Here is a 20,065-nt window from a genome sequence, read left to right on the forward strand (position 1 = left end):
CCCGGGCGGCCCATCCGGCGGGCGTCGCCCTCAGGAGGCCTTCATCGCCTTCTCCAGCGTCGTCGCCGCGTTCTTGTAGACGGTCAGCAGGTCCAGCCCCTTGTCCGGATAGTTGACGATCCCCACCTGGCGCGCCCCAGAGTCGGGCAGCACCGTGCCGGTCGCCATGTGCACGTTGTCGAGCACGAGTTGCGGCTTCTTCTTGGAGAGGTCGGACAACTGCTTGGCCGTCACCGCCTCCGGCCCGTAGGTCCCGACCACCTCCGCCCCCGCCAGTTTCGCCGACCAGGCGGCGAAGACCTGGGCGACGGCGGTGGGTGCCCTGCCGCCCGGCCAGACGCTCTCGAGATCCTTCCGCAGCTTGCCGTACTCGGTGTCGAACGAGGTGATCCACTCGGCGGCGGTGGCCTCGGTGCCGAACATCCGGCCCAGCCGCGTCACCTCCGCCTTCGCCTTGTCCGCGTCGTTGTCGAGATTGACCTCGACGAGTTCGGCGTCGCCCCCGGCGGCCTCCTTGAACTTCTCGGCGTACGGCTCGAAGGGCGCGTAGAGCACGAAGTCCGCGTCCGCCACGGCCGCGAGATCGGAGGGCTTCGGGTCGTAGTCGGGGGCGTGCTGTACCGACTCCGGCACGATGACGGTGACGTCCTGGGCACCGGCCGCCTTGGCGAACGCGCCTTCCCAACTCGTCGTGGCGACCACGACCGGGCCGTCCTCACCGGCCGCGTCACCTTCCGCGCCGGACGAGGAGGAAGAGGAGGCCGAGGAGGAAGAGGAGGCCGGCGTATCGCTGTCGCCACCGCAGCCGGTGGCCGTCAGCAGGAGGGCCGCGCTGAAGCTCAGTGCGAGGAGGGGAGTGATGCGGACGCTGGTGCGCGCCATGAGCTGATTCTCCGTTCGGGTACGAGGTGGACGGCGAGGACGACCACGCCGGCGGTCAGAACGAGGACGGGGCCGGGAGGCCAGTCGAAACGGAGCGCGATCAGGAACCCGGTCAGGTTCACGACCACACCGATGCCGATCGCCCAGGCGGTGATGGACAGCAGGGAACGGCCGAGCCGCCGGGCGGCGAGGGCCGGAAGAAGCGTCAGCGCGTCCACGAGGAGAGCACCGGTGAGCTTGATGGCTCCGGCGACGGACACCGCGACCAGGACCAGCAGCACGAGGGTGAGCCGGTCGGCCCGTACACCCGAGGACAGGGCCAGTTCACGGTCGTAGAGGAGGAGGGCGATGTCCCTGCGGCGCCACCAGAACAGGGCGGGTACGACCACGGCCAGCGCGACGAGAAGCCACAGGTCGGCGGTGCCGACCGAGAGGATGGACCCCCAGAGCAGGGCGAAGGCGCCGGCCGCGTTGACGCCGGAGACGGCGAGCAGCAGCAGGGCGGCGGCGATCGCCAGGCTCATCAGCAGTCCCATGGCGCCGGACAGACCGTCCGGGGTGCGGGCCAGCGGTGCGACTCCGGCGCCGGCGAGTGCGCAGGCCACCAGCGCGCACAGCATGGGGTCGAGCCCGGTCGTCAGACCGACGGCGATGCCCAGGAGAGCCACGTGCATCATCGCGAACCGCACGGGCATGATGTCGAGGCCTACGATCACCACGCCGATCACCGGCAGCCCGACCGCGGCCACCAGCAGGGCGATACCGGCCCGCTGAACGGGCACGAGTTGCAGGAGCTGCCCGACGTCGGCTGCGGCCAGGGCACTCACCGGGCCTCCCGCAGCCGGCCCGCGGCCATCTCCAGCACCCGGTCGCAGCGTTCGGCCAGAGCCCTGTCGTGCGTGACGACCACGACGGTCACCGGCAGGGACAGCAGTACGCCGGCCGCCTCCTCCTGCCCGGCGAAGTCGAGGGCGGCGGTGGGCTCGTCGGCGAGCAGCACGCCCGCCCCGGCCGCCACACAGCCGACCGCCCGCGCCAGGTACATGCGCTGGAGCTGGCCACCGGACAGTGTGTGCAGGGGCCGGTCCACGAGGTGACCGACCCTCAGCCTGTCGGCCGCCTCCAGCGCCTCGGCGCGGGCACCCCCGCTGGTCAGCAGCTCGTGGCCCAGCAGGGGAAAGCGTCCGGTCGCCGGCTTCTGCGGGATCCAGGCGCACGCCCGTCTCCGCCATGCCCACGCGGCGGCGCTCCCGGTGTCCCGCCCACCCACCAGGATCCGGCCGGCGACATGCCGGTGCAGCCCCAGGACGGCGCGCACCAACGTGGTCTTGCCCGACCCGTTGGTACCGGTCAGAGCCACACGCTGCCCCGGCGCGACGTCGAGGTCGACGTCGCGCACGGCCTCGACCCTGCCGTGCCGGCACACGACGCCGGACAGCCGGACATCCAGCCCTTCCATGCCACCTCCCCACCTCCTCAGAGCAGTCGGACGGGGTACGCGGTCGGTTCCCGCGGCGTCGAAGAGACCTCAACGGCCTCGGCCGTCACCTGACCGGCAGTCGCCCTGCCGCACCCGCCGCCTCAGGCAACGCCCGTGCCTTCGCCGGGCCCTTCGCCGTGTCCTCGGCGACGTTGAGCGGCATCCTCCGAGGGCTGCCCGCGCGGGAGAAACCCGGTGTCACTGCCAGCCGAGTGGGGACGGATCGGTGTGGTCGACGGGAACGGGTTCTCCCTGCGGTTGTGCGGATTGGTCCGACGGTCCGCGAGACCGGCTGCGATGAGCCGGTCCACCGTGCGCAACACTTCCCGCGTCACCGCGTCGACATCGTCCGTGGTCCCCTCGCGGGGCTCGCGCTCCGCCATGTGCCCCGTTCTGCCGGGTCCGCACACGGGGCGGCACGGGCCTGCTCGCCGGCCGGGACGCCCCCGCCGGGCACGCCGTCCCCGTGGCGTTCGCTAGGGTCTGTGGGCACGCTGCCGAGCAAGGACGCGTCGCAAGCGGATGACTGGCTCAGGGGGCGGTGTGCGGGACGGAGACGTGCCCGAGGATTATCTGGCCGGCTTTGAACGGATCCTCACGGAGGTCGCTTCCACCGGCCGCCGGCTGTCCCGGGAGGAGCTGGACTCCAGGCGGGTCCTGGGCGAACGGGCGGCGGAGGCAGGCCACGGGCTGCGCGCCCTGGTCAGTGGGCACCTGTCGGCCGCGCTCGCCGTCTGGCCCCGGCTCTCCGCACCGACGGACCGGGCTCTCGCAGCCGTGCACCAGGCGATCGACGCCTTCGCCGAAGGCTACGAGCGCGCCCAGCGGCTCGCGGTACGGCAAGAGGAGGCCGCACGCCGCGAATTCATCGACGACCTGCTCCACGGGCGCAGTGACCTCGGCAGGCTCGCCGAGCGGGCCGAACGCTTCGGGCTGCGCCTGTCCCACGCCCACGCGGTCGCCGTCGCGCAGGGCGCCGACTCCTACGTGGAGGGATCCGGCGCCCCGCGCCAGGTGGAGCAGGCGCTGTTCGCGCGTTTCGGAAACCACAACGTCCTGCTCACCACCAAGGAGGGCCGGCTCCTGTGCATCGCGCCGGGCAACGAGGGCGAGGTGCTGCCCTACTTCGCCAAGCAGGCGCACGCCGCCACCGACGGCGGCCGGGTCGCGATAGGCCGCCCGCACCCGGGCCCCGGCGGAGTCGTCCAGTCCTACGAGGAAGCGCTCAACGCCCTGGACCTGGCCGAGCGGCTCGACCTCGCGGATCCGGTGCTGCGCGCCGCCGACCTGCTCGTCTACCCCGTTCTGACCCGCGACCGCCAGGCCATGGCCGACCTGGTCCACGACACGCTCGGTCCGCTCACCACCGCGCGCGGCGGTGCCGGGCCCCTGCTGGAGACGCTCACCGCGTACTTCGACTCGGGCTGCGTCGCCGCCGCGGCGGCGCGCCGTCTCTCGCTGAGCGTGCGGGCCCTCACCTACCGGCTGGAGCGCATCCACCAGCTCACCGGCGCCGACCCGACGGACCCCTCCCACCGCTACATGCTGCAGACCGCGACCATCGGGGCCCGGCTCCTTGACTGGCCCGCCCGAGAAGGCTGAGCACCCTCCGGTACCCTCCAGCACGCTCTCGTCGGCACGCCACGCGTCCACCCGCCGGTCACCCGCCCGTCACCCGGTCGGCGGCCCCGTATATGTGTAGACGACACGCTCCCCGTGGCCGAATAACGGTCCGGTCTCACCTGCTGGGACTTTCACTGGTCACGAACCGTTACGTGAGATACGTCACTAAACGTTCGGCAAAGACGTGGTAGAACAGCGCAACTCCGCAGGTGACTCGGTCGGCCACCGGGATCCGCGGGGTTTGGCCTGTATCCCACTACCGCCCGGGCTGATCACGTTCCGAAACCGCTTCGTGTACCCCGGGTTCGCTCATCGGACAACGACGTTCGCCCAGAGACCGCTCACCCAGGCGGGCTCCCCGCCCGCCACACCAGCGTCACCGAGGTAGCCACGTGTCACTCGACTCCGTCACCCAGTCCGTCGACGATGCAGTCAGCGGATTCTTCGAGCCCATAGCCGAGTGGCTGGGGGAGGTGGTCTTCTACGCCGTCCCCGTGGGCGGAACCGACCTGCCCCTCATCGTCGCCTGGCTCGTCGTCGCCGGCCTGGTCTTCACCGGCTGGTTCGGCTTCATCCAGTTCCGCAAGTTCAGACTCGCCGTCGACGTGGTGCGCGGGAAGTACGACGAGAAGGGGTCGGCCGGTGAGGTCAACCACTTCCAGGCACTGACCGCGGCGGTCTCCGGCACCGTCGGTCTCGGCAACATCGCCGGTGTCGCCGTCGCCGTGTCCATCGGTGGCGCCGGCGCCACCTTCTGGATGATCCTGTGCGGCCTGCTCGGCATGGCCACCAAGTTCGTCGAGGTCACCCTCGGCGTGAAGTACCGCGAGGTGCACGCCGACGGCACCGTGTCCGGTGGCCCCATGCACTACCTCCCCAAGGGCCTCGCCGAACGCTTCGGGAAGAACGGCAAGACGCTCGGCAAGGTGCTCGCGGTCCTCGCCTCCTTCATGATCCTGTTCTTCGGTCTCTTCGGCGGCAACCTCTTCCAGGTCAACCAGTCCTACGCGCAGCTGGTCTCCGTCACCGGCGGCGAGGACGGCGCGCTCGGCTCCTCGGCCGGCGCCCTGTTCTTCGGCATCCTGATCGCCGTCGTCGTCGGCATCGTGCTCCTCGGCGGCATCCGCTCCATCGCCAACGTCACCAGCAGGCTCGTGCCGGCCATGGCGGGCGTCTACATCGTCGCGTGCCTCATCGTGATCCTGGTCAACATCACCGCCGTCCCGGACGCCCTGGTGTCGATCGTCGAGCGCGCCTTCAACCCCGAGGGGGTCGCCGGCGGTGTCCTCGGTGCCCTGATCATCGGCTTCAAGCGGGCCGCCTTCTCCAACGAGGCCGGTCTCGGCTCCGCGCCGATCGCCCACTCCGCGGTCAAGACCAAGCACCCCGCCAGTGAGGGCCTGGTCGCCCTGCTGGAGCCCTTCATCGACACGGTCGTCATCTGCACGATGACCGCGCTCACCATCGTCATCGCCAACCCGGACAGCCTCGGCGAGGACATCGGCGGCGTCACGATCACCTCGGACGCCTTCGAGACGGTCCTGCCCTGGTTCCCGTACGTCCTCACCGTCGCGGTGCTGCTGTTCGCGGTCTCCACGGTGCTGACCTGGGGCTACTACGGCCTCAAGGCGTGGACGTACCTCTTCGGCCGCAGCCGGGTCAGCGAGATCACGTACAAGGCCCTCTACACCGTCTTCGCCATCGCGGGTTCGCTGCTGACGCTGCAGACCCTGATCGACCTGGCGGACGCGGTCCTCTTCTCGCTGGCCGTCATCAACATCATCGGCCTCTACCTGCTCGCCCCCGTCGTCAAGCGCGAACTCCACACGTTCCTGGAGTACGTCCGCACCCGGAAGGCGGGCGGAAGCGCCGACGGCGACGACGACCAGGAGTCGGTGAAGACCATCGTCTGACCGCTCACACGGCCCGGCTCCTGAACGGGCCCGTGCTCACCTCGCGCCTGGTGAGCACGGGCCCGTTCGCCGTGTCCGGGTCCCCGCGCGGGCAGGCCGTCTCCCGGACCTGTGTCCCGGCCGGCGGACGAGGCGTTCACGGCCTGCGGACGGGTCCGTCCTCCTCGCTCGGGGCCTGGGGCCGGGTGCTGCCGGCCGGCTCGGGGATGCCCGTCAGGTCCTCCACGTCGAAGATCCTCGCGATGGGCACGTCGGTGCTGCTGTGGGCGATGATCGAGAAGGCGATGCAGACGGCGATGAGCGTGTACGCCTGCTCCCCCTGCGGGATGCCGGCCTGCAGCACGAGAAGCCCGTAGACCACCGACGCGAACCCCTTGGGACCGAACCACGCGGCCACCAGCTTCTCCCGGCGGTCGAACCGCGTTCCGGCGAGCGAGACCAGCATCGAGGCGGGCCGCACCAGCACGATCGCCAGGACGACGGCCACGTAGCCGGTCCAGGACAGGTCGGCGAAGAGCTGGGGCGTCAGCAGCGCGCCGAAGACCAGCAGGGCGGCGAACTTGGCCAGCTCCGCGAGCGCCTCACCCAGCGGTTCGAAGGCCGTCTTCGCCTCCGGTGACACGGCGGTGAGAACGGCACCCGCGGAGAAGGCGGCCAGGTACGGGTTGGCATGGGTCAGGTGGCACGCGGCGTACAGGACGATGCCGGTGGCCAGCGGCAGCAACGGCTGCAGCTTGGGTTCCGCCCCCAGCAGCCTGAAGCGCACGAGACCGTTCACCAGCAGGGGCAGCACCACGCCGAAGACGAGCCCGAGCCCGAGTTCCAGGGCGATCTTCCCGAAGGCCGACTCCGCGTGGCCGCTGGTCGGGCCGGCGGCGGCGATGAGGACGAGCACCACCGGCAGGGCGAGCCCGTCGTTGATGCCGCTCTCCACGTTGAGCAGCTGCCGCAGCTTGGCGGGCACTTCCTTGCGGCCCACGATCGCCGAGGCGAACACCGGGTCCGTGGGGGCCAGTACGGCGCCCACCAGGAAGGAGGTCGTCCAGTCCAGCCCGACCAGGTAGTGGGTGATCAGTGCCATGCCCACGAAGGCGAGCGGCATACCGAGGCCGAGGGCGCGGGCCGGGTTCTTCCAGTTCTCTCTCAGCTTCGGGAAGGACACGTGCATGCCGTCGGTGAACAGCACCGCGAACAGCGCCAGGTCGGCGGTGACCGCGACGATGTCGCTGTCCGGCGTGATGTGGATGAGCCCGAGGAACCCGTCGCTGACGAGCGCACCGCCGACGAGGAAGAGCAAGGAGGTGGACAGCACGGTCCGGGCCGCGAGCCCGGAGAGCAGAACCGCGATGAGCAGAGCCGCGCCGAAAACCGCGACGAGCACCACGAAGACCAACCCCGATCGACGAAGACAACTGTTCCCTGATCGCCGACCAGACTTCCCGGCACTCCGCAACCGACCCTACAGGTCCCTTACGCGTCCCTGACAGGTATCTGACGGGCAGCGGCGGACGCCGTGCGCTGCCGCGTTCCGGCACTCCGCCGTCGCGGTGGGGCCCCCTCCACCGCGGTGGGTGCCCTCCTCAGTCCTCTCCGGGTCCCCGCCCCGGGCGGGCGGCGTGCCGGGGGGACGGATGGGCGAGCAGATGGCGCGGGTCGGCGGCACGGTTGATCGCCGACTCGACGGCCGCCACCCGGTCGGCGAGGAGCCCGAGGGCGGCGACGGCCCGGGTGAGCGGGTCGTTGTCGGGGCCGCCGAGGGTCTGGGTGCGTGCGTACGCCGCCTTCAGCTCCGTCCAGCGGCCGGCCTGGGCGGCGGTCGGCGTGCCCCGCAGTTCGGCCAGCTTCAGCAGGTTGGCCTCGGCGCCCGTGGTCAGGGTCTGGGCTTCGGCCGTGTAGTGGTCGTCGATCAGGGCGGACAGCTCGGCGTCGTTCATGACCGGCTGGATGCGCTGGGCGATCTTGTTCATGTTGCGGTAGGAGCCCTGGAGCCGGAAGGGCGGCTCGGTACGGGTCGCGTCCGACTGGGCGGCGGAGGCGATGTAGGCGGCGTTGACCGCGAGGACGGTGTCCCGGGCCGTGAGCAGATGACGCAGGACCGCGGTGATCCGGTCCAGCTCGGCGGGTGCGTACGGGTGGGCCAGCCGGTCGGCGCGCGCGGCGGGGTCTCCCGCGGCCAGCCGGAGCAGCAGTTCCAGGTCCGCGCGGTCGCGGCCGGCGAGCGGGGCGAGGACCGGGTTGGCGGTCAGCGCGTTCTCGACGAAGCTGAGGGCGAAGGCGTCCCGCTTGCCGGTCAGGACGTCGCCCAGGTTCCACACGTCGGCGCGGTTGGCGAGCATGTCGGGCACCTGGAACCGGCTGCCGGACTCCGTGTACGGGTTGCCCGCCATGCACACCGCGAACCGCTTGCCGCGCAGGTCGTACGTGCGCGGTTCGCCGTCGCGCACGCCCTCGACGCGGCGGGTGGCGTCGCACAACGGGATGAACTTCTGCAGCAGTTCGGGCGAGGTGTGCTGGATGTCGTCCAGGTGGAGGAGGGTGTTGTTGCCCGCCTCCAGCGCGAAGTTGATCTTCTCGACCTCCCGTCGGGCGGTGGCGTTCGGGGCCTCGGCCGGGTCGAGGGAGGTCACCGCGTGGCCCAGGGCAGGGCCGTTGACCTTCACCAGCAGCAGACCGAGCCGGTCGGCGACGTACTCCATGAGGGTCGTCTTGCCGTAGCCCGGCGGGGAGATGAGCAGCAGCAGGCCGCCGGTGTCGGTGCGCTTGGTGTCGCCCGTGGTGCCGAGCTGCTTGGCGAGGCTGTCGCCGATCAGCGGGAGGTAGACCTCGTCGATGAGCCTGCCGCGCACGAAGGCGGACATCACGCGCGGCCGGTGCTCGTCCAGGCGCAGGCGCCCTCGCTCGGTGGCCACCAGTGCGGCGCGGCGGCGCTGGTACGCCCGGTGGGCGGGCACCTCACGGGCGCGGAACTCCGCGGCGCGGGCGAGGAGTTCGTCGACGCGTACGGTCAGGGTCCGGTCGTGGACGCGGGGGTGGGTGCCGAGCAGGTCTCCGACGGTCTCGGCCAGGGGTGCGTCCGACTCGTAGCGGGGCAGGTGGGGGCAGAGCTCCGCGGTCACGGCCTCCGCCAGGTCGCCCGGGGCCAGGTCGGTGCCGGTCGCGGTCGTGTACGACGTCAGCCACGCCTCGACGAGTTGCCTGCGGGCGGCCTCGTCGGTGAGGGCGGTGAGGTCGTCGTCGTAGGCGGAGTCGCCCACCGTGCGGCGGAACTTGTCGAGCAGCGTCCGCGTGCCGGCGCTGATGACGAAGCCGTCGGGACCGGAGGTCAGCTCCTCGAAGAGGTACGCGGCCGCCGCTCGCGTGCCGGTCGCCCCGGCGAGTTCCGCCTCCAGGTCGGCGATCGCGGGCGCGAGCCCGAAGGTGTCGCGGGCCCGGGCGAGGGAGACGGCGCGGCGGGTCCAGGCGTCCCGCTCCTCGGCCGTGGTGCCGTGCGCCCAGAAGAACTGGGCGGCGGCGCGGGCGGCGGGCTCGTGGCGCAGGAGGCCGGCGCCCTCGTGCAGCCGCAGGAGGGCGGCGAGGATCAGGGCCGCGTCGTGGTCGTGCACCCCGCGCTCGTAGCCCTCGTCGTAGGCCGCCTCCGCCGCGTGGCGGACCAGGGCGGGCAGGTCCTCGGCCGCGGCGAGCGCGGCCGGGCCGTGCTCGTCGAGCAGGGCGGCGGCCAGGTGCTCGGCGCGGTAGATCCCCGGCGACTCCGAGGGCAGCGGGCGGTCCCAGTAAGGCCGGGTCGCGGCGAACTCGGGGTCGGTGACCGGGGCGCGGTAGTCCGTGCCCGTCAGGGCGAAGGCCAGGCCGTCGCCCTGGGGGACGAGGGTGAGGTCGAGGGGCTGGGTGTTGACCGCGAAGCGGTGACCGCCCAGGCGCACGGTACGGCCGTCGTCGGCGTACAGGTCGGTGCGGTCACGCAGCGCGCGCAGGGCCTGCTGACGGGCGGACCGCAGGCGGCCGTCCAGTTCCTCCGCCCTGACCGGGTCGCCGAGTCCGCGCAGTTCGTCGGCGGTGCGGCGGACCTTGGCTGGCATCGGGTCGGAGGTGAAGTACGTGGTGACGGCGTCCGCGTCGGCGAGTGCGGACGCCCGGCGCGCGACCGTGGCGAGGACCCGGCCGGCCGACTCGGCCAGGCGTTCGGCGCGGCGGGCTCGGGCGTCGGCGAGGGTCTGCTTGCGGGCGGAGAGCGCCTCGTGGACCTCGTCGCGTTTGTCCGCCAGCTCGGCGAGGAAGGCGTCGGACTCGGCGAACCGGGACTCCAGGTTCTCCACCCGCACGAGCAGGCCGGCCAGTTGTTCGTCGCAGTCCTCGGGGGTGGAGGCCGCCGCGAGCGCACCGGTGACCGCCTGGCCGAGCAGGGCGAACTCGGCGGCGAACTCGGCCCGGCCCTCGCTCTCCCGGAGCGCGCGGCGGCGGCCGTCCAGCGTGGCACGGGCGCGGTTGACGCCCCCGAGGACCTCGGCGATCCGCTCCAGGACGGACGTGCGGACGGTGGCGTCGCCGATGTCCAGGCCGGAGACGACGTCGGTGACCGTGCGCAGGTCGCCGGCGTGCTCGTCGAGGCGGGCCGCGACGGGCTCCGCCTCGGCCACCGTGGTGATCGCCTCGGCGTCGGCGACGAGCTGCTCGATGTCGGCCCGGTGGTCGGCGAAGGCGTCCTGGTGCGCCAGGTGGGTCACGGCCCGCTGCCCGAAGGAGGCGAGGTCGCGCTCGGCGTCGGCGGCCAGCTCGTCGACGCGGCCGGTGTCCGCGTACCGCATGTCCTTGAGGGTGAGCAGATGGCCCTGGGCCTGCCGCAGCTCCGTGAGCCCGGACACCCAGGCCGCGGCGGTTCGGGGTGCCTCGCCGCGCAGCCGCCGTACGACGGCGGCGATGCGGGCCGCCGCCGCGGTGAGCGCGTCGGCCGCCTGCCGGGTGAGCGTCTGCACCGTCTCGAACTCGGCCAGCACCTGTGCGGCGGTGGCCCGCACCTGCGTGAGCGGCTCGTGCAGGGCGCCGAGGTCCGCTTCGGCCAGCCAGTGGTGGGTGTCGGCGGTCCGTACGCAGGCCGCCACGAGCGCCTCGTAGACCTCGCCCGTCGGGGTCGTCCCGGTGGCGGTGCGGGTGACGGCCAGGCAGTCGGAGATGCCGCGCACGAGGTCGGCGTTGCCGACCCGGGCGAGCGGGCCGGTGCCGGCCGGGCGGGCGGCGGCGTGCGTGTCGGAGACGTACGGGGAGGTCCACCGCTGCACGGGGTGGACGCGCTGCGGCTCGGCGTCGGCCGCCCGCAGGGCGAGGAGGGCTCCGTCGTCGAACAGCGCCCAGCCGTGGCAGGACAGCGGGGTGGCGACCTCCTTGCGGATCACGTTGTAGGGCAGCAGCAGACTGCGGCCCGCCACCCTGGCGTGGAAGGCGAAGAGGACGTCCTCGCCGTTCGGGGAGCGGACCGCCCGCTCGAACTCCAGGCCCTCGGTGTCGACGCCGTCGAAGGTCCGGTGGGTGCCGGTGCTCAGGCAGTAGCCGCCGGGGAAGACGATGCCCTGGTCCTCGGGCAGCCGGCGGCACCCCTGCCCGATGCCGTCGAGCCGGACGACGGTTCTGGTGAGGGTGTTGAAGACCAGGTAGCGGTGGACGTCCTCCTTGTAGGGGAGGACGTCCACCAGGACCAGGGCGCCCACCCGCGCGTACGCGATGTGCGCGTCGGCGAGCGACTGCAGCGGCTCGTCGACCGGTTCGGCGTACACGCCCTCGCCCGTCCCGGTGTCGTCCTCGACCTTGACGGTCAGGGTCCCGCCCACCGTCGCGACGAACACCTCGCCCTCGACGGAGACGTGCGGATGGCGGCCCAGGACGTGGTCCTCGCGGGTCGTCGGGGTCCAGGCGAAGTCGTGGGCGGGCGGCAGGACGTGGTCGCGGTCGCCGCGCGCGTCGAGGAAGGACGCCCGGCCGTCGTCGGACAGGGCCCAGCGCAGGACCCGGATGTCGTCCGCCTTCTCGCCGGTCCGGAAGACGGCGAGCACCTTGTCCTCGACGCGCCGCAGCTGAAGGAGCCGGGCCTGGTGGAAGTAGCGGTGCAGGGCGGCGAACTCGCGCACGAAGGCCGGGTCGTCGAGCAGGCCGGGCACGGCGTCCTCGGGCAGCGGGTTCAGGGCCCGGTCGTGCAGCGCGAGGACGTCGCCCACGGCGGTCTCGGGCCCCCGGCCGGGGACGGTGTCGTACCCGAAGAGCAGGACGTCGCCGACGGACACGAGGTCGCGCGGCACGCACGCCTGCCCGGTGCGCAGGTGCTCGGTGCCGTCCAGCTCCAGGCGCAGGGAGCCGAACTCCTCGACGCGGCGGGCGTTCAGGGCCTCGGCGCGGCGGGCCAGCTCGGCCGCCTGAGCGGTGAGGCGGTCGCGCAGCACCTCGTACGTACCCGTGTCCAGGGCGGTGGTCATGAGGTCCCTCTCAGGAAGTCGGAAAGAGCGGTGGGGGGGGGGGGGGGGGGGCCCGGGGGGGGGGCCCCCCCCCCCCGCGGGCGGGGGCGGGGGGCGGGGGGGGGGGGGGGAGCGCCGCCCCCCGCGCGGCAGCTCCACGACCGCGGTGTGTCAGCCCTTGGCGCTGCCGTTCACGGCGGTCAGCCGGGTGTCGGCGAGGCCCAGCTCACCGGCCTTGCTGAGCAGTTGCTCCAGGGCCCCGGAGTCGGCTCCGCCCGTCTTCATGAGCTTCATCAGCAGGGTGGACACGGTCAGGTTCTGCACGTCGGCCGTGGAGACCGAGCCGAGGACGCGGCCGAGGTCGTCGGTGAAGCTCGACGTTCCGTCCAGCCAGGGCCCGGCCAGCGCCTGGGCGGTCTCGGAGTGCTGCACGAAGCCGTCGACGCCCTTGCCGAGGGCGATCGCCCCGACCAGCCGGTCGAAGAAGACCGACTCGCCGCCGACGATGTTGATGTCGGCGTTCTCCAGCCCGGTCGCGAGGACCGTCGCCTGTGCCTCGGCCACCTGCCGCTGCACGTCCAGCCCGGCCAGCCGGACGTCCTTCTCGGCCTCCAGCCGCAGCCGGTACTCCTCGTGGCCGCGGGACGCCTCGTCCAGCGCGGCCATCGCCGCGGCCTTCTCGGTGAGGCCGGCCGCCTCCGCCCTCAGCTTCTCGCCGACGGCCGCGGCCTCGGCCAGTGCCTTGGCCTTGGCACCCTCGGCCTCCGCCCGCAGCCGGGCCTCGGTGGCCCCGGCCTCCGCGCGGCCGGCCTTCTCGACGACCTCGGCCTCCTTGTCGCGGACCTGGACCTCGGCCAGCCCCTGGGCCGCGCTCTCCGCCTGGATGCCCTCGGCGAGCCGCAGCTTGGCCCGCGCGTCGAGGTCGGCGCTCTTCAGCCGGGCCTCGGCGAGCGTGAGTTCCTCGGCGGCACGGTGGGTGGCGGCCTGTTCGGCGGCCTCGGCGGCCTTGATGTCCTTGACCAGCCGCTCCTGCGCCTCGGCCTCGGCGGCGATGACGACGGCCTGCCGCTGCCGCTCCGCCTCCTCGACGGCGCGCAGCCTCTTGATGCCCTCTTCCTGCTCGGCGACCGTCCGGTCCACCGCCACCCGCTCGCGGATGACGTCGGCGATCTCCCGCTTCTCCGCCTCGACCTCCTTCTCGGCGGCGATCCGCGTCAGCTGCGTCTCGCGCTCCCGGGCGATGACCTCCAGCAGGCGGTCCTTCTCGATGCGCTCGTTCTCGATGGCGATGACCCGCTCGCGGTTCTTCTGCGCGACCGCGACCTCGCGTCCCTGGTTCTCGCGCTGGATGCCGAGGTGTTCCTCGGTCTTGAGGAAGGCGGACTGCGCCCGCAGCCGCTCCTCCTCCACCACCCGGGCCGTCTCGGCCTCTTCCCTCGCGCGTACGGTCTCGATCTCCCGCTTCTGCTTGGTCTCGGCATCGACCCGGCGGCGCTCCAGCTCCAGGATCGCCTCCCGGGCGTCGACGTTCTGGCGGGTGATCTCCTTCTCCTCCGTGCGCTGGGCCTCGTTGGTGCGCACGTGCTCCACGGCCGTCAGCTCGGTGATCTTCCGGATGCCCTGGGCGTCCAGGACGTTGGCCGGGTCGAGCTGGGTCAGCGGCGTCTGCTCCAGGAAGTCGATCGCCGCGTCCTCCAGGTGGTACCCGCTGAGGTCGACGCCGATGACCTCGATGATCCGGAACCGCAGCTCCTCGCGCTTGGTGTACAGGTCGGTGAAGTCCATCTGCTTGCCGACGGTCTTCAGCGCCTCGGAGAACTTCGCGTGGAACAGCTCCTGGAGCGTGTTCCGGTCGCTGGCCCGCGCGGTGCCGACCGCCTGGGCCACCTTGACGACGTCCTCGGCGGTCTTGTTGACCTTGACGAAGAACGAGATGCGGATGTCGGCGCGGATGTTGTCCCGGCAGATCAGGCCTTCCTTGCCGGCCCGGGTGATCTCGATGGTCTTCACCGAGATGTCCATCACCTCGGCCTTGTGCAGCACCGGCAGCACGACCTGCCCGGTGAAGGTCACGTCGACCTTGCGCATCTTGGAGACGATCAGCGCCTTGCCCTGCTCCACCTTGCGGAACAGACGGGCCACGACGAACAGCACGGCGGCGGCGAGCAGGAGGCAAACGAGCACGCCGATGCCCAGGGTGCGGTAATCCATAGGGAGTCCTCGAAGTCTGCGAAGTGTCGGCGCCCGCGCGACGAGGCGGGGCGGCCCACGGCCACGAGCGGGCACGGCCGGGGTGACGCGGGTCGGCTGCGGCTCAGCCGCAGGAGTGGCGACTGCCGGGGTCGTACGGGGAACCGCTCGCCGTGTCCGGTCGTCGCCGCCCGCGGCGTCCGTGCCGCGGCCCCGCGCAGGGTGCGGTCCTCAGGACGGCGATGCGGCGGCGGGTGAGGTTCCGCACGAGGACGACGCCTGTCCGTGCCACGTCCTCACCCCCGAACCGATCGGCCGGACCCGGTGCCGGTGCCCGTTGCCGGGACCTGGCACCGGGTCGCTCCCCGTGTTTCTGCCACCCTCATCCTGACGGAGGTACACCCAGGACTGCATTGCCGTAAGTCGGCAATCTTTACGCCTTCTTGATTCCGAGCGACGCCATGAGCGGGCCGAGGTGACGCGCAGGATCCACGGCTCAGTGGCCGCCCGTCACCTCACCCGTGAGCCTGCCGTGCAGGTCGGCGCTCGGGGTGTTCAGGCCGGTGATCCGGACGGTCTTGCCGCGCCGCGCGTACCGGGTCTCGACGGCGTCGAGGGCGGCGACCGAGGAGGCGTCCCAGATGTGGGCGGCGGAAAGGTCGATGACGACGTCGTCGGGGTCGCCTGCGTAGTCGAAGCGGTGGACGAGGTCGTTGGAGGACGCGAAGAACAGCTCGCCCGTGACGGCGTAGACGACCTGGGTCCCGTCGGGGTCGGTGACGGCGGTGACGTGGGCGAGCCGGGCCACGCGCCGGGCGAAGACGACCATGGCCGTGACGCTGCCGGCGACGACGCCGATCGCGAGGTTGTGGGTGGCGACCACGACGGCCACCGTGAGGGCCATGACGGCGATCTCCCCCGCCGGCATCCGCCTGAGGGTCTTCGGCGAGACGGAGTGCCAGTCGAAGGTGCCGAAGGCGACCATGACCATGACGGCGACCAGGGCCGCCATGGGGATGTCGGAGACGACCGGGCCGAAGACGACGCACAGCACCATGAGGAACGCGCCCGCGAGGAACGTGGAGACGCGGGTACGGGCGCCGGACACCTTCACGTTGATCATCGTCTGGCCGATCATGGCGCAGCCGCCCATGCCGCCGAAAAGACCGGTGACGATGTTGGCGACGCCCTGGCCGATGGACTCGCGGGTCTTGGAGGAGCGGGTGTCCGTGATGTCGTCGACCAGCTGCGCGGTCATCAGGGACTCCATCAGGCCGACCAGCGCCATGGCGAGGGCGTACGGGGCGACGGTGGTCAGGGTGTCCGGGGTGAAGGGCACGTCGGGCAAGCCAGGCACGGGGAGCGAGGAGGGAAGTTCGCCCCTGTCCCCGACGGTGGGCACGGCGATCCCCGCGGCCACGGTGATCACGGTGAGGATCACGATGGAGACCAGGGGCGCCGGGACGACCCGGGTGATCCGCGGGAAGAACACCATCAGCGCGAGCCCGCCAATGATCAGGGGGTAGACCGGCCAGGGCACGTCGCGCATCTCCGGCACCTGCGCCATGAAGATCAGGATCGCGAGGGAGTTGACGAAGCCGGTCATGACCGAGCGGGGCACGAACCGCATCAGCCTGGCGACACCCACGGCCCCGAGGACGATCTGGAAGACGCCGGCCAGGATGACGGTGGCGACCAGATACCCCAGGCCGTGCTCGCGGTTGACCGGCGCGATCACCAGGGCGACCGCGCCGGTGGCCGCGGAGATCATCGCGCGGCGTCCGCCGACGACGGAGATCGTGACGGCCATCGTGAACGAGGCGAAGAGCCCGATCGCCGGATCGACCCCGGCGATGATCGAGAAGGAGATCGCCTCCGGGATCAGGGCCAGCGCGACGACCAGCCCGCCGAGGACCTCGGTGCGCCAGACCCGGGGGTCGTTCAGCCAGTCGGGCTTGAGGGCGCGCAGCCGTGCGGCGGGGCTGACAGCGGCAGAAGACAAGGAGATGCGTACCTGTCGTGCTCGGGCACACCCCGTGCGGGACCGGGTGCGCGGAAAGGACGTGCGGGGCCGGGCGGCTGCGAGAATCGGCTCTTCGCGGGGGCGTCATCGGTCCCGGAGACAGCGGTGGCGGAGCGGCCGGGCCGCCCTCACCGACCACAACTCTACCCTGACGTTAGGGTAGAGATGGGCGGGGTCCATGGCGGCGCCGCCCGCCATGAAACGAAGGGCCGGGTCACAGGGCGTGGACGACAAGCACATGCAGATCGGTGAGGTCGCCGAGCGGACCGAGCTGTCCCTGCGCACCATCCGGCACTACGAGGACACCGGACTGGTCATCCCCTCCGCCCGCTCCCAGGGCGGCTTCCGTCTCTACACCGAGCAGGACGTGGCCCGGCTCATGGTCGTCCGCCGGATGAAGCCGCTCGGCTTCACCCTGGACCAGATGCGCGACCTGCTCCGGGCCACCGACCGCCTGGACGGCGGCGACCCGCTGGACGCGGGTGAGCGCGAGGCGCTGGTGGACCGCGTCCGCGGGTACGAACGGGAGGCCACCGCGCAGGTCGAGAAGCTGCGCGTCCAGCTGCGCCGCGCCGAGGACTTCGCCGCCACCCTCCGCGGACGCCTCCCGGAGTCCGCTCCCCCGGCCGCGGAGGCCCCGGCGGCGGAGGTCCCTGCAGCGGAGACCCCGGCGGCGGAGGTCCCTCCGACGGAGTACATGCGGTAGTCCGTGCCCGCCCCCTGGGGGAGGGTGGCAGCGGGCCGCCGCGTGCGGCCGGCCTCCGCACTCCGCCGGTGAGGGAGACATGACCCATCCGGGCACGCTCGTGCTGATCATGGGCATCGCCGTGCTGGCCCCGCTGCTCGTGTACGTCGCCGGGCGGCGGGTGCGGGTGCCGCTGGTGATCTTCGAGATCGGGCTGGGGATTCTGGTCGGGCCGGACGTGCTCGGGTGGGCGCGGCCCGACGAGGTCGTCGACACGCTCGCCGATCTGGGGCTGTCGATGCTGATCTTCCTGGCCGGGTACGAGATCGACTTCGCGGCGGTGCGCGGGGACACGCTGCGCCGGTCCGTGCGGTCCTGGCTGCTGTCGCTGCTCCTCGGGATCGGTCTGGCCCTTCTGATCAGCGGTGGGGACGTCTTCGAGGCGTTCGTCATCGGTACCGCGCTGACCAGTACGGCGCTCGGCACCGTACTGCCGATGCTGCGGGACCGCGGGGAGCTGCGCGGGCGGTTCGGGACCGTGGTCTCGGCGTTCGGGGCGGTCGGCGAGTTCGGGCCCGTGGTCGCCGTGGCGCTGCTGCTCAGCGGGCGCCGGCCGGCCGAGTCGGCCGCGCTGCTGGCCGCGTTCGGGGCGATCACGGCCCTCGCCGTCTTCTGGGCGCTGCGCCCGCGCCCGCCCTGGTTCGGCCGGCTGACCGAGCGGACCCTGCACAGCAGCGCCCAGTTCGCCGTGCGGTTCGTGATGCTGCTGCTGGCCTGCATGCTGGGCCTGGCCGAGGTCTTCGGGCTCGACGTGCTGCTGGGCGCCTTCGCGGCCGGCGTCCTCACCCGCCTCGTCCTGCACCGGGCGGCGCCCGACAGCAGCGGGGAGGTCCTCGGCAAGGTGGAGGCCATGGGGTTCGGCTTCCTCGTGCCGCTCTTCTACGTCGTCACCGGCATCGAGTTCGACCTGGACGCGCTGCTCCACGACCCGGGCGCCCTGCTGCTCGTACCGGGGTTCCTGCTGCTGGTCCTGCTGGTGCGCGGCGCACCCGTGTACGTGCTGGCGCCGAAGGACCTCGGGCGGCCGGACCGGGCCGCGCTGGCCCTGTTCGCGTCCACGTGTCTGCCGCTGGTGGTGGCGATCACGACCATCGGGGTGGACCAGCGGCTCATCGGCTCCGACGAGGCGGCCTCCCTGGTCGGCGCCGCGATGATCTCCGTGCTGGTGCTGCCGCTGGCGGCGATGCGGCTGCGCCGGGCGGGGGCGGAGAGGGAGGTGACGGAGGCCGGGGGGACGGGGCGGTCACGAGCCGGGGCGCCCGACGACTCGGAGACGTGGTGACCGGCCCGGCGGACGGCCCAGCGCGGCTCAGTGGTGGGCGTGGGCGTGCGCGACGGCGTGCCCCTTGCCGCGGCCGATCATCCACTTGTTGACCGGCGTGGTGAGCACGAAGGCGACGGCGAGCCCGCCGATCAGGGCGCCCCAGAACAGGCCGTCCGACAGGTGGGCGTCCATGGCGCCCGGCGTGAGGGCGATGATCCCGTTGTCGACCAGCTCCATCACCGCGATGGAGACGGTGTCGGCGGCCAGCGCGACCTTGACCGCGGACCTGAGGTCGAGGCCGGCCCGCACCACCGAGAACAGGGTGAACGAGTAGCCGAAGAGGAACGCGAGCGCGATGGCCAGCGCCATGGTCGGCGCGTTTCCCCAGGCCAGCGCGGTGCCGATGACCATGCCGAGGATCTCGCCGACGGCACAGCCGGTCAGGCAGTGCAGCGTCGCCCTGGCGGCGGTCCCCCAGGACGCGTGGTGGGCCGTGTGATCCATGGCGGTCTCCCCTTCCCTCGGCGTATCGCGGTCATCTGAGTCAACCATACCCCCAGGGGGTATATTCCCTCCAGGTCGGAGCGCCCGCCTCCCCCATACCGGAAGCCGATCGGAAGCGCATCGGAACGCCAGAAATCTGGTTCCGGAAGCGCCGCCCCTGATCGGATCGGTCGATGCACAAGGCACATCGGCCCACTCGGGGCGCGTGCCGTATCCGCCCGACCGGATACCGGCGGCAATGAGGTGACAGATGAGTAATACCCGCGTTCCGCCCGGCGCCCGTGGTTCCTACCCGGCACCGGGACTCGCACTCACGCCCGGCCAGGTGCGCAACCAGGCCCTGACCGTCATCGCGATCCCGTTCGTCCTCATAGTCGTGCTGGCCGTCGTGCTCGCCACGGCCGGCCGCGACGACGGCGCTCCCGCCACCGACGACTTCTACGGCAGCGGAGCACTGCCCGACTGGGGTTCCGGCACCTCGGACGACGGCACCTCCGACAGCGACACCTACGACGACGGCACGTACGACGACGGCACCACCCCCGACGGCTCCGGCGGCACGACCGGCGACGACACCGGCCTGTGGGACGACGGCACGAGCGACGACCCGTACGACCCGTACGGCGACGGCACCTACGACGACGGCACGGACGGCACCGCCGCCGACGACCCGACGGACGACCCCTCCGCCGACCCCGCCCTCACCGACGAGGGCGGGCCGGAGGCGACGGTGACCGCGTACTTCGAGGCCATCAACGCCCGCGACTTCGCGACCGCCTGGGAGCTGGGCGGCAAGAACCTCGACCCGGACTACGACCACTTCGTCGCCGGCTTCGAGACGACCGACCGCGACGACGTCACCGTGAACTCGACGACCGGCGACGAGGTGTCGGTCACCGTCGTGGCCTGGGACACCGACGGCACGTCGGCCACGTTCGAGGGCACCTACACGGTGAGCGACGGCGTCATCACCGCCGCCGACGTGCGGGAAGGGAACTGAGGAC

13 protein-coding genes and 1 pseudogene are annotated in these 20,065 nt (G+C 72.2%); 5 read left to right on the forward strand and 9 right to left on the reverse strand.

The window, feature by feature from the left end; genetic code table 11:
- Nucleotides 1–30: 30 nt before the first annotated feature.
- From ACFW01_RS20515 to ACFW01_RS20530, 4 genes and pseudogenes are all read right to left on the reverse strand, one after another.
- The gene (locus ACFW01_RS20515) at nucleotides 31–882 is read right to left on the reverse strand and encodes a metal ABC transporter solute-binding protein, Zn/Mn family (RefSeq protein WP_384505289.1); all 852 of its coding nucleotides are present in this window, start codon (nucleotides 880–882) and stop codon (nucleotides 31–33) included.
- A complete protein-coding gene (locus ACFW01_RS20520) occupies nucleotides 840–1,709 on the reverse strand; it encodes a metal ABC transporter permease (RefSeq protein WP_234958126.1) in 870 nt (289 codons plus the stop codon). Before ACFW01_RS20520 ends, ACFW01_RS20515 begins: the two co-directional genes overlap by 43 nt.
- Nucleotides 1,706–2,341: an ABC transporter ATP-binding protein gene (locus ACFW01_RS20525; protein ID WP_234958127.1), complete on the reverse strand. Its 636-nt coding sequence runs from the start codon at nucleotides 2,339–2,341 to the stop codon at nucleotides 1,706–1,708. The genes ACFW01_RS20520 and ACFW01_RS20525 overlap by 4 nt, the downstream gene beginning before the upstream one ends.
- A 269-nt stretch (nucleotides 2,342–2,610) precedes the next feature.
- Nucleotides 2,611–2,682: pseudogene (locus ACFW01_RS20530) on the reverse strand (MarR family transcriptional regulator); the annotation flags it as partial.
- A 202-nt stretch (nucleotides 2,683–2,884) separates the two neighbouring features.
- Between ACFW01_RS20530 and ACFW01_RS20535 the strand changes: the two are divergent.
- Both ACFW01_RS20535 and ACFW01_RS20540 read left to right on the forward strand, forming a co-directional pair.
- A complete protein-coding gene (locus ACFW01_RS20535; RefSeq protein ID WP_384505294.1) occupies nucleotides 2,885–3,964 on the forward strand; it encodes a PucR family transcriptional regulator in 1,080 nt (359 codons plus the stop codon).
- A 413-nt stretch (nucleotides 3,965–4,377) separates the two neighbouring features.
- Nucleotides 4,378–5,898 carry an alanine/glycine:cation symporter family protein gene (locus ACFW01_RS20540; protein WP_234958128.1) on the forward strand — a complete coding sequence of 507 codons (1,521 nt, stop codon included), beginning with the start codon at nucleotides 4,378–4,380 and terminating at the stop codon, nucleotides 5,896–5,898.
- A gap of 136 nt (nucleotides 5,899–6,034) precedes the next feature.
- Here the strand turns inward: ACFW01_RS20540 and ACFW01_RS20545 are convergent, their stop codons facing one another.
- The 4 genes from ACFW01_RS20545 to ACFW01_RS20560 form a co-directional block, all read right to left on the reverse strand.
- Nucleotides 6,035–7,282 (reverse strand): cation:proton antiporter, encoded by a 1,248-nt coding sequence (locus ACFW01_RS20545; RefSeq protein WP_234958129.1) that lies wholly within the window; start codon nucleotides 7,280–7,282, stop codon nucleotides 6,035–6,037.
- Between the two features lie 196 nt (nucleotides 7,283–7,478).
- Nucleotides 7,479–12,356: a DNA repair ATPase gene (locus ACFW01_RS20550; RefSeq protein WP_384505297.1), complete on the reverse strand. Its 4,878-nt coding sequence runs from the start codon at nucleotides 12,354–12,356 to the stop codon at nucleotides 7,479–7,481.
- A 150-nt stretch (nucleotides 12,357–12,506) separates the two neighbouring features.
- Entirely contained in the window at nucleotides 12,507–14,546 is a 2,040-nt protein-coding gene (locus ACFW01_RS20555; RefSeq protein ID WP_234958131.1) for an SPFH domain-containing protein, read from the reverse strand.
- 475 nt (nucleotides 14,547–15,021) lie between these two features.
- Nucleotides 15,022–16,527, reverse strand: coding sequence for a SulP family inorganic anion transporter (locus tag ACFW01_RS20560; protein WP_234958133.1), 1,506 nt, complete (start codon nucleotides 16,525–16,527; stop codon nucleotides 15,022–15,024).
- A 244-nt stretch (nucleotides 16,528–16,771) separates the two neighbouring features.
- On the opposite strand from ACFW01_RS20560, the gene ACFW01_RS20565 reads away from it, so the two are divergent.
- Both ACFW01_RS20565 and ACFW01_RS20570 read left to right on the forward strand, forming a co-directional pair.
- Nucleotides 16,772–17,254 carry a MerR family transcriptional regulator gene (locus ACFW01_RS20565; protein ID WP_384505301.1) on the forward strand — a complete coding sequence of 161 codons (483 nt, stop codon included), beginning with the start codon at nucleotides 16,772–16,774 and terminating at the stop codon, nucleotides 17,252–17,254.
- A gap of 79 nt (nucleotides 17,255–17,333) precedes the next feature.
- Nucleotides 17,334–18,575, forward strand: a complete 1,242-nt coding sequence (locus ACFW01_RS20570) for a cation:proton antiporter (protein ID WP_234958135.1) — start codon at nucleotides 17,334–17,336, stop codon at nucleotides 18,573–18,575.
- Between the two features lie 27 nt (nucleotides 18,576–18,602).
- On the opposite strand, the gene ACFW01_RS20575 is transcribed toward ACFW01_RS20570, so the two are convergent.
- Complete coding sequence (locus ACFW01_RS20575; protein ID WP_234958136.1) at nucleotides 18,603–19,061, reverse strand: DUF4396 domain-containing protein; 459 nt, start codon at nucleotides 19,059–19,061, stop codon at nucleotides 18,603–18,605.
- A gap of 250 nt (nucleotides 19,062–19,311) precedes the next feature.
- Here ACFW01_RS20575 and ACFW01_RS20580 point away from each other — a divergent pair, with 250 nt between their 5' ends.
- A complete protein-coding gene (locus ACFW01_RS20580) occupies nucleotides 19,312–20,061 on the forward strand; it encodes a hypothetical protein (protein WP_234958137.1) in 750 nt (249 codons plus the stop codon).
- Nucleotides 20,062–20,065 lie beyond the last annotated feature (4 nt).

The organism is Streptomyces sp. NPDC058985 (genome assembly GCF_042740985.1).
Lineage (GTDB): Bacteria > Actinomycetota > Actinomycetes > Streptomycetales > Streptomycetaceae > Streptomyces.